Origin of the sequence: Hymenobacter sp., assembly GCF_031398885.1 — a bacterium.
GTDB lineage: Bacteria > Bacteroidota > Bacteroidia > Cytophagales > Hymenobacteraceae > Hymenobacter.
This window is the reverse complement of sequence record NZ_JANNOD010000088.1, coordinates 1-9,545: the sequence shown is the minus strand read 5'-3', so window position 1 is coordinate 9,545 and position 9,545 is coordinate 1. Positions and strand designations below refer to the sequence as shown.

The window sequence follows — 9,545 nt, the reverse complement described above, 5'->3', positions numbered from 1 at the left end:
GGGGCCCGAGCGATTGTAGCCGCCACACCCGGGGGCACCTTCTTGCCGGGCCCTGCCGCCACATCTCGTTTGGGTTTGTAATTTTTTTTTCGCGCGTGATGTCGCGGCGGCGCTCGACATGACGTGCCACCCTGTTCTGGCGGCTACATGCGCTCGGGCACCTGCATACCCAGCAGGCCCAGCGACACTTTGATTTGCTCGCCCACGCGGGCTGAGAGAGCCACGCGCAAGCTGCGCCGGGCCGGGTCGGTTTCCTGGAAAATGGAGACTTCGGCGTAGAAGCGGTTGTAGGCCTTGGCCAGGTCGTAGGCGTACTGGGCCACCACGGCGGGCGAGAGAGCGCGGGCGGCCTCGGCCACCACGGCGGGGTAGCGGGCCAGCTCCTGCACCAGCTCGCGCTCGGTGGCGTCGAGGCTGGTGAGGCTGCTCCAGTCGGCCGTTTCGCTGATGCCCAGCTCGGCGGCCTTGCGGCGAATGGCCGCGATGCGGGCGTGCGAGTACTGGATGAACGGCCCCGTGTGCCCCTCCAGGCTCACCGACTCTTCGGGGTTGAAGAGCATCCGCTTCTTGGGGTCAACTTTCAGCAGGTAGTATTTCAGCGCGCCCAGGCCCAGCATGTGGTACAGCTCTTCCAGCCCGGCGTCGCTCAGGCCCTCGGTTTTGCCTTTTTCGAGGGTGGCGGCTTTGGCGGCGGCCACCACGTCGCGCACCAGCTCGTCGGCGTCGACCACGGTGCCTTCGCGCGACTTCATCTTGCCCGAGGGCAGGTCCACCATGCCGTAGCTGAGGTGGTGGATGGCCGCGGCGTAGGGCTTGCCCAGCTTGGCCAGCGTGGCTTGCAGCACCTGCATGTGGTAATTCTGCTCGTCGGCGATGACGTAGATGCTGCTGTCGTAGCCGAAATCCTGGTACTTCAGCTCGGCCGTGCCCAGGTCCTGGGTGATGTAGACGCTGGTGCCGTCGGCGCGGAGCAGCAGCTTTTCATCCAGGCCTTCGGCTTGCAAATCGACCCACACCGAGCCGTTTTCTTTCTTAAAGAACACGCCTGTTGAAAGGCCCTCTTCCACCCGCTCCATGCCCAGCAGGTAGGTGCCGGACTCGTAGTAGAACTTGTCGAAATCAACGCCGATGTTCTTATACGTCTCGTCGAAGCCTTCGTAGACCCAGCCGTTCATCTGGCGCCAGAGGCTCACCACGGCGTCGTCGCCGGCCTCCCAGGCTTGCAGCATCTGCTGGGCTTCGGCCATGAGCGGGGCCTGCTTCTTGGCGATGTCGGAGGCCACGCCTTCGGACTCCAACTGGCGGATTTCCTCGCGGTAATGCTTCTCAAACAGCACGTAGTACTTGCCAGCGAGGTGGTCGCCCTTCAGGCCCGCGCTCTGCGGCGTTTCGCCCTGGCCGAAGCGCTGATAGGCAATCATCGACTTGCAGATGTGGATGCCGCGGTCGTTCACCAGGTTGGCCTTGGTGACGGTGGCACCGGTGGCTTTGAGAATCTCGGCCACCGAGTAGCCCAGGAAATTGTTGCGCAGGTGGCCCAGGTGCAGGGGCTTGTTGGTGTTGGGCGAGGAGTACTCGACCACCACGTTGCGCGGGCCGCCCGGGGTGGCCACGGGCGCCGTGGCGGGCTGGGCGCGCAGTTGGTCGAACACGGCCAGCCACTCGGCGTCGGCAATTTCCAGGTTCAGGAAGCCCTTCACCACGTTGTAGCCGCTCACGCGGGGCTCGTGGGCTTGCAGCCACTCGCCCAGCGCCTGGCCGATTTGCTCCGGGCCCTTGCCCAGGGCCTTGGTGAGCGGGAACGTGACGAGGGTGAAGCTGCCGGCAAACTCCTTGCGCGTGGGCTGGAGCGCGAGGCTAGCGGCGGGGATTTCGGTGCCGAATACTGCCTGGGCGGCGGTTTGCAGGGCGGTTTTGAGGGCGGTTTCTAGTTGTTGCACGCGGCAAAGGTACGGGCTGCCCGAAACCCCACGAGACCCCTGTTCGCTAAATGCGCGAAGCCTGCGGAGAGGGGGCACCGGTTCGGGCTCTATCTGCCAGCCTGTGTCCAGTTCGGCCCCGCCGGGTGCCGCAACCACCCCGAAACTTACAGCAGCTAAAAGCCCCGTTAGTGGCTGGCGGTGCCATCGATGACTACATTGCGGCAGGGTGCGGGGTCGCACCCTACTACGCGCCTCGTGCCTTAACTTCATTGGCACATTCGTGTTGTCCGCGACACTTGCTTCTATTCCAATGAAACCGGATAGTTCTTCCCTGCACCGTTACGGGCTTTTGCTTGAGAAAGTAGGGGGCATCTTCGCCATTGCGGCCGCCATTGCTTTTGGTACCGCGCACCTATTGGAAGCCTCCTCAAAAGCTGATGAAGACGAGTTGGATGCCACCGACCACCTTCTGCGCACACCCGCCAACCGCCGCCGCCTGTTGGCCGCCGTGGAGCGCGACAAAAAACGTCAATTTATTGCCCGGCAACCGCTGGATGCGGCGTGAGAAATATACGCCGGGGCATCCTCTGGGACCCCGACGCCTGGCAGGATTACCTCGACTGGCGAGCGACCGAACCCGAGAATGTTGAAAAAATCAACACCTTCATTCGGGAGTGTCTGCGAACTCCCTTCACCGGTACCGGCAAGCCCGAACCGTTAAAAGGTCCGCTGCAAGGCTATTGGTCCCGACGCATCACCCGCGAGCATCGTTTCGTGTACCGCGTCGATGATGTTGCTATTCATATTCTGGCCTGCAAAGACCATTATTGACCTCCGTTACGGCCCAGCGCAGCTGTTCCACCCCTACCCCATCACTGATACCCTGCAACCGGCGCGGCCCAGCAAGGCTGCTTTCCCCCGAAGTCTCTGCCAGCGCAGCCGAAGACGGCCAGTCCGTGGCGAGCGCCGCGGCCCACATCCAATCGCTGATGCGCCCGCCGGATGAATAGCCCACCGAAACTTGAGCAACCTAAAGCCCCACCAGTGTCTGGCGGGGCTTTTTGATTGGCGGCAATGAAGTTCAGGAAACTCATGCTCGTACAGCATTTCCTGAACTTTGATTAGTAGACGAGTTTCTTAAACTCGCGCCTACCTGTTGAGGTCTGTTTCTGCCCCTTGTGAAATCAGTCAGCACTTTATATTGGTAGTTTACTGGAAGGAGGGCTCAATTAATGGAAAGCTTAACTCGGTCCTCAGTGCTTGCGCCCCCCCCGTCTCAGTGACTATTCAATCGCTTCATTTCTCCGCAACGCTTGCACACTGTACGTTTTGCTTTCAATGGTGTCCGTGTCGCAATGAAGGGACTGTTGGCCGCCGGGCACAGTGACCCAGTGACAGTTTTTTACCCCGTGAACCAGCTTAACAACCTGTATGGTATCGCCGCGGCAGGTGTACACAAAATCCTCGTGCTCGGCGTCCACCGTTCCCACTTTTACCCGAAAGCTGGTAAAATCGGTCAGGTAGTCTGCATCCACTCCGACAAGCGACACCGCAACAGTCTCAACGTAAAGTTGACGATGGCAAAGAGGGCTTGTTCGCTTGGATACTTGCCCGCACCCGGTGGCAACGAAGCACATTATTACCATCAACACGTAGTTCATTAAGCTATTGGAAGAGGCACTTCACGCACCGTTTACTGATGGTAAAATACGTGAAATACAGTTCATGCAAAGGATAGGATTTATAGTCTGCTAACTCTTCACGAGTCAGTCTGCTTAACGAAACGACAACCGCAAAAAAGCCCCACCAGCTATTGGCTTATCCTCACCCAAGTTTTATGGGTCCTCGTCGGGTGTCGCTGAAACGGTCCGGTCCGACCGGTTAGAGGACCACCGATTTCCACCGCCCGGCAATCGGTCGGACCCGAGCAACGACCTCAGATTTGGGTAACGACAAGCCAACTACTGGGGGGCTTTCTGTTGCGGCAGCGGCTTAAGCTACCGGCTTCGTATCGACGCTACCTTGGGGGCCGCGCTGGCCGAGGACGATGAGCTTGGTGTAGCCCTGAAAGCGGAGCCAGACCTCGTGCTTGGCGGGCGAGTTTTGGTAGGGCCGGAGCTGCACCCGGATTTGGTTGATGAGGGCGGTGTTGCGGCGCAGCAGGTCGATGAGGGTTTGGCGGTCGGTGCTGCCGGCCACCACGGTGGTGCGCTGGCTGGCCTGTTTTTGCTCGAAGCGGGCCAGCAGGCGGGTGGTTTCGGCCAGGTCGTCGGCGGTGAACTCGCGCCGGGCCAGCGCCGGGGCCAGGGGGGCGGCCTCCTTCAGCAGGGCCCCGACGATGCTGGCAAAGCTGGCGTCGTCGGTCTGCGCAATCTCGGTGCGGCTGTAGCGCACGCGGCCGGCCAGGTCCTCGTCGGAGGCGGTTGGGCTGGCGGCGTGGGCTTGCAGGGCGGCGGCCAGGCGCAGGGCCAGGGCCTTGAGCTGGCTTCTGGTCCCGGCTTTTTGCTGGGTGGTGTCGCCGCTGGGGTTGCCCATCACGACGGCTTCCAGGGTGCGGGCCTGGGCGAGGTTGGCGGCGTGCGCGGCGCGCAGGGGCGCGATGTCGGCTTCGAGGGCGGCATAGAGGGCCTGGTCGGCTTGCAGGCCGGCGGCGGTGGCGGTGTCGCGCAGGAGCTGCGCGTTGAGCTTGTTATTGTCCATGTCGCGGGGCGTTAGGGGTAGAAGTGTGCGTCAAACGTAGCAATTATTTAAGTATTGCCGAGCTTTCGCCGGCATCCCCGCCCCTGCCCCCGCCATCTCACTACCCGCCAACCACTTCGTAACACTCGCCAACCGCTTCGTAACACTCGCCAGCGGCTTCATAACGCCTGCCAACGGCTTCGTAACATTCGCCAACGGCTTCGTAAGGCCCGCCAACCGCTTCAAGGGCCCAAACCTTGCTTCGTAAGCCCCGCCAACCGCTTCGTAGGCACAACCCTTCGTTTCTAACCGCAAACCTTGCCCTAAAGCGCGGACCTCCCAACCGTAGCGCAAACCTTCGCCCCCGAAGTAAACCTTGCGGCGGCGGGGCCGGACGGCCGCCCCCTGCCAACGCAAACGCTGCGGGCATAGCGTGCGGGAGGCCAACGGTTAACTCCTCCGCTCCTTCACTCGGCGCGGCGCGGGGCCTGGGGTAGCACGCGTTCCGGGCGGGCCTTGCGCCGCAGGAAGGGCCGTTCCAGCCCGTAATAGGAAACCAGGGCCAGCAGCACGGACAGCCCCAGCGTGGCCAGCAGCGTGAGCAGCCACCGGAGCCAGCCCACTTGCGCGTCGAGCCACGGGCCGCCCAGGTGCAGCACCACGGCCACCGCCAAATAATGCAGCATGTAGAGGCCGTAGGAGAGCTTGCCCAGATAGCGCAGCCATCCTTGTTCCAGAGTAACGACTGATTTTTCGGCCGCGGCCAGGTTCAGAATCAGCACCGCGAACAAGCCGGCGTACACCTGCTCGTGCAAGGCGAAGCGCCGGCCCCAGGCCAGCAGGCCCAGCACGGCCAGCAGGCTCAGCCATTGCGTTGCCGGGGCCAGCAGCCAGCGCAGCACCGCCGTGCGTCGCTGAAAAAGCAGGATGGCCGGCACCGCCCCCACCACCAGGCAGTCGAGCCGGAAGTAATACAGGAAGTTGAAAGCAAACGTCAGCCCCGGGCCGGGCGCGGGCTGGGCCGCGTGAAACGCCACGACGACGACGCGCTGGGCGCCCAGCAGCAGCAGCAACAGGCCGCCCACCACCGGCAGCACCCGCGCCCCCGCCCGGCGCAGCACCCACGGCCACAGCAGGTAGAACTGCTCCTCGGTGCCAATGGACCAGGTCTGCGACAAGAACGGGGTGCCGCCGTAGCGCACCAGCGCCACGTTGGGCAGCAACAGGGCATAGAGCACGGCCTTTTCGGGCAGCTGCGCGACATCCCCGCTGAAGCCCGCCGCCCGCAACCACGCCACCTGGGGCAGCACGAGCAGCGCCAGCAGCACCACGGCGTAGTACAGGGGCCAGAGGCGCAGCGCCCGCCGCTGGTAAAACCGGCCCACCGCCACCCGCCCAAACTGCTCCTGCTCCACCAACAACAAGTAGGTAATCAGAAACCCGCTCAGGACGAAGAACAAGGTGACGCCCACGTCGCCCATGCGCTGCACGGCCGGCACCGCGCTCAGCGTGGGGCGGCCGTGAAACAGCCGCTGCTGCTCGATGTGGTTGACGATGACCAGCAGCGCCGCCACGAAGCGCAGTCCGTCGAGGTTGGGGAAATAAACCGGGCCGCCCGGACGGCGGTAGAAGGACGGGGCGGGCATCGGGCCAAAAGTACTGGCCCCGGCCGCCGGTGCCCAGGTTAGGCTTGTCCTTGAATTAAAGAACGTCATGCTGAGCTTGCCGAAGCATCTCGCGTGTGGTAGTAATCCAATCGCTGAACGATGCGAGCGAGATGCTTCGGCAAGCTCTGCATGACGTTCTTTAATTCAAATCAAAAACAGCTTTGCCTACCTGCTCACCACTTCCTCCAGCCGCAGGCGCCGTTCAATGGCCGCCGTGGCTTTTTCCAGGATGTTGAAGGCGTTTTTGGCCATCGTGTTTTCCTGGTCCAGGGTGGGGTTGATTTCGACCATTTCGAAGCACACCACCCGGTCGTTTTCCAGCAGGTCCTGGCACAGGTTTTCGGCCTCGGAGAGGTACAGGCCGGCCTCCACCGGGGTGCCGGTGCCCTTGCTGAACTCCGAGTCGAGGCTGTCCACGTCGAAGGAAACGTACACCATGTCGCAGAAGCGCAGATGCTCGTAAATCTCGCGCGTCACCTGGCGCGAGCCCTTGCGCTGGAACTCGGGCAGCTTTATCCACTTGATGCCCAGGCGCGCGATGACGGCTTCCTCCTCGGCCTCGGTGTCGCGCACGGCCACGTACACCAGGTGCTCGGGGCGCAGCTTGGGGCCGGGCTCGCCCAGGTCCTGGAGGCGGCGCCAGAAGAACTCGGTTTCCGGGTCGGGGAGGTTGCGCTGGTGCTGGCGGTTGTCCTGGCCCAGGGCGGCGGCCAGGGGCATGCCGTGCACGTTGCCGCTGGGCGTGGTGTAGGGCGAGTGAATGTCGGCGTGGGCGTCAATCCAGACCACGCCCAGGGTTTTGGTGGGGTAGGCGGCCTTGATGCCGGCAATGGTGGCGTTGGCGTTGCTGTGGTCGCCGGCCAGCACCAGCGGAAACTCGCCGAAGCGCAGCGTCTGCTCCACGGCGCTGGCAATGCCCTTTTGCACCGTGTAGATGGCGTCGATGTGCTTGGCGAAAGGGAACGGCGTTTTGTCGAACAGGACGTGGTTCAGGTCGGGCACGACCACGGCGTTGAAGCGGCGGAAGTAGTCGGAGCCCTTGTTGAGACAGGCCACGCGCAGCGCGTCAATGCCCATGCTCGCGCCGCGCGTGCCGGCCCCCAGCTCGGAGCGGACTTCCAGTAATTTGATGCGTTTCATAAATCGCAGATGGTGCAGGTGGGGGCACGGATGCCGCCGATGATGTTTTGCTGGCGGATGAGGCTCCGCCAGCGGAGGCCGTTGAGCGGGGAGGCCAAGGCGTCAGCCCACGCAAATAGCGGCGGCGAACAGCCGATTGGGGCCGCTGCCTGTTATGAGCGCGCCGGACCCGAAATAGGTGCCAGCAACTTTCTTTGTAAACGGTTAGCAAAAGTATCAGCGGCAAGCCACGCGCCGCCGAACCACGCCGCCGCCCCAAGAGCATCCGCCGTTGAACATCATCTGCGTCAGTCACGACCAATCTGCAACATCCGCGCTTTAATGGATACTTATCACGACCTGATTTCCCAAACCTTCGATTTTCCCTCGGCCGATTTTACCGTGCAGGACCACGAGCTTCGCTTCCACGACATCGACCTGATGGGCCTGGTGGCGAAGCACGGCACCCCGCTGCGCCTCACCTACTTGCCCAAAATCAGCTCCCAGATTCAGCGGGCCAAAACGTGGTTTGCCGAGGCCATCGCGCACACCGGCTACCAGGGCACGTACTCCTACGCCTACTGCACCAAGTCGTCGCACTTCCGCTTCGTGCTGGAGGAAGCCCTGAAGAACGACATCCACCTCGAAACCTCGTCGTGGTTCGACATCAGCATCATCCGCAACCTGCACGCCCAGGGCAAGGTCGACAAGCAAAAGCACATCATCTGCAACGGCTTCAAGCCCGAGGCGTACAAAAAAGAGGTGGCCGACCTGATTAACGAAGGGTTTGTGAACTGCATGCCCATCATCGATGCGCCCAACGAAATTGACTACTACCACGACCACGTGCGCGAAAACGTGAACCTGGGCATGCGCCTGGCCTCCGACGAGGAGCCGCGCTTCCAGTTCTACACCTCGCGCCTGGGCATTCGCTACGCCGACGCCCTGCCGCTCTACGAGCAGCGCATCAAGGACGACCCGCGCTTCACGCTCACCATGCTGCACTATTTCATCAGCTCCGGCATCAAGGACACGTCCTATTACTGGTCCGAGCTGAGCCGCTTCGTGCACAAGTACTGCGAGCTGCGCAAGGTGTGCCCCACCCTGACCACCATCGACATTGGCGGCGGGCTGCCCATCCAAACCAGCATTCAGCCCGAGTACGACTATCCCTACATGGTGGCCGAGATTCTGCGCACCATTCAGCGCATTTGCGCCGAGGAGGGCGTGCCCGAGCCCCACATCTTCACCGAGTTCGGCATCTTCACCGTGGGCGAGAGCGGCGCCACCATCTACAGCATTCTGGACGAGAAGCTGCAGAACGACAAGGAGCTGTGGTACATGATTGACGGCTCCTTCATCACCAATCTGCCCGACACCTGGGCCCTCAATCAGCGCTTCATTATGCTGGCCCTCAACGGCTGGAACAAGGAATACAAAAAGATTCAGCTCGGCGGCCTCACCTGCGACTCGCAGGACTACTACAACGCCGAGAAGCACCTCTACCAGGTGTTTCTGCCCGAGCGCAAGCCCGCCGATGCGCAGGCCCTCTACGTGGGCTTCTTCCACACCGGGGCTTACCAGGAAAGCCTCAGCGGCTACGGCGGCATCAAGCACTGCCTCATCCCGGCGCCCCGGCACATCATTCTCGACCGCGCCGCAGACGGGACGCTTGTCGACACCGTGTTTGCCCCCGAGCAGGACGCGGCCAGCATGATGAAAATCCTCGGATACCAATAATACAATTTCGGCGTTAGGATTTTTTCGCAGAATATAGCGTTGGCTGCTTATCTTTGAAGCTCAGCTCGTCATCCCTAACCCGTTTTTTTATACTTATGAAAAAGTTCGTATTGCTCGCCGCTGGCGTTGCGGCCCTCTCGCTGGGTGCCTGCAACCGCCAAAAATGCCCCGCCTACAGCAGCACCAAGGAAGCCAACCGCGTTTCCTCGCCCATTACCGCCAGCACGGCCGCACCGGCCGCACGCCAGTAGGTTCCAGATACGAAGTAGAAAGGCCGGCTGCCCGCGTGGGAGGCCGGCCTTTTTTACGTCCGTCATGCCGAGCGCAGCCGAGGCATCTCGCAAGCCTCGTTGCAACGATTTGATTACAAACCCACGTGAGAAGCCGCCGCTGCGCTCGGCATGACGGGCTGTTTTCC

9 protein-coding genes are annotated in these 9,545 nt (G+C 62.2%); 4 read left to right on the top strand and 5 right to left on the bottom strand.

Features of this window, described 5'->3' with window-relative positions:
* Positions 1 to 143: 143 nt before the first annotated feature.
* A complete protein-coding gene (gene argS, locus RMO51_RS16895; RefSeq protein ID WP_310396600.1) occupies positions 144 to 1,940 on the bottom strand; it encodes an arginine--tRNA ligase in 1,797 nt (598 codons plus the stop codon).
* Positions 1,941 to 2,205: 265 nt separating this feature from the next.
* On the opposite strand from argS, the gene RMO51_RS16890 reads away from it, so the two are divergent.
* Positions 2,206 to 2,487 carry a hypothetical protein gene (locus RMO51_RS16890; RefSeq protein ID WP_310396598.1) on the top strand — a complete coding sequence of 94 codons (282 nt, stop codon included), beginning with the start codon at positions 2,206 to 2,208 and terminating at the stop codon, positions 2,485 to 2,487.
* Entirely contained in the window at positions 2,484 to 2,753 is a 270-nt protein-coding gene (locus RMO51_RS16885) for a Txe/YoeB family addiction module toxin (protein WP_310396596.1), read from the top strand. The genes RMO51_RS16890 and RMO51_RS16885 overlap by 4 nt, the downstream gene beginning before the upstream one ends.
* A 452-nt stretch (positions 2,754 to 3,205) precedes the next feature.
* Here the strand turns inward: RMO51_RS16885 and RMO51_RS16880 are convergent, their stop codons facing one another.
* From RMO51_RS16880 to RMO51_RS16865, 4 genes are all read right to left on the bottom strand, one after another.
* Complete coding sequence (locus RMO51_RS16880) at positions 3,206 to 3,457, bottom strand: hypothetical protein (protein WP_310396594.1); 252 nt, start codon at positions 3,455 to 3,457, stop codon at positions 3,206 to 3,208.
* Between the two features lie 457 nt (positions 3,458 to 3,914).
* Positions 3,915 to 4,622: a hypothetical protein gene (locus RMO51_RS16875; protein ID WP_310396592.1), complete on the bottom strand. Its 708-nt coding sequence runs from the start codon at positions 4,620 to 4,622 to the stop codon at positions 3,915 to 3,917.
* 446 nt (positions 4,623 to 5,068) lie between these two features.
* On the bottom strand, positions 5,069 to 6,247 hold the full coding sequence (locus RMO51_RS16870; RefSeq protein WP_310396590.1) for an acyltransferase: 1,179 nt from the start codon (positions 6,245 to 6,247) through the stop codon (positions 5,069 to 5,071).
* A 186-nt stretch (positions 6,248 to 6,433) separates the two neighbouring features.
* Positions 6,434 to 7,408: an arginase gene (locus RMO51_RS16865; protein WP_310396588.1), complete on the bottom strand. Its 975-nt coding sequence runs from the start codon at positions 7,406 to 7,408 to the stop codon at positions 6,434 to 6,436.
* Positions 7,409 to 7,729: 321 nt separating this feature from the next.
* On the opposite strand from RMO51_RS16865, the gene RMO51_RS16860 reads away from it, so the two are divergent.
* Positions 7,730 to 9,127, top strand: a complete 1,398-nt coding sequence (locus RMO51_RS16860) for an arginine decarboxylase (RefSeq protein WP_310396585.1) — start codon at positions 7,730 to 7,732, stop codon at positions 9,125 to 9,127.
* A 95-nt stretch (positions 9,128 to 9,222) separates the two neighbouring features.
* Entirely contained in the window at positions 9,223 to 9,378 is a 156-nt protein-coding gene (locus RMO51_RS16855; protein WP_310396583.1) for a hypothetical protein, read from the top strand.
* Positions 9,379 to 9,545: the final 167 nt, after the last annotated feature.

Coding starts and splice junctions, on each gene's coding strand:
- RMO51_RS16875 (WP_310396592.1), bottom strand. CDS start 4,622: ATGGACAATAACAAGCTCAACGCGCAGCTCCTGCGCGACACCGCCACC.
- RMO51_RS16870 (WP_310396590.1), bottom strand. CDS start 6,247: ATGCCCGCCCCGTCCTTCTACCGCCGTCCGGGCGGCCCGGTTTATTTC.
- RMO51_RS16865 (WP_310396588.1), bottom strand. CDS start 7,408: ATGAAACGCATCAAATTACTGGAAGTCCGCTCCGAGCTGGGGGCCGGC.
- RMO51_RS16860 (WP_310396585.1), top strand. CDS start 7,730: ATGGATACTTATCACGACCTGATTTCCCAAACCTTCGATTTTCCCTCG.
- RMO51_RS16855 (WP_310396583.1), top strand. CDS start 9,223: ATGAAAAAGTTCGTATTGCTCGCCGCTGGCGTTGCGGCCCTCTCGCTG.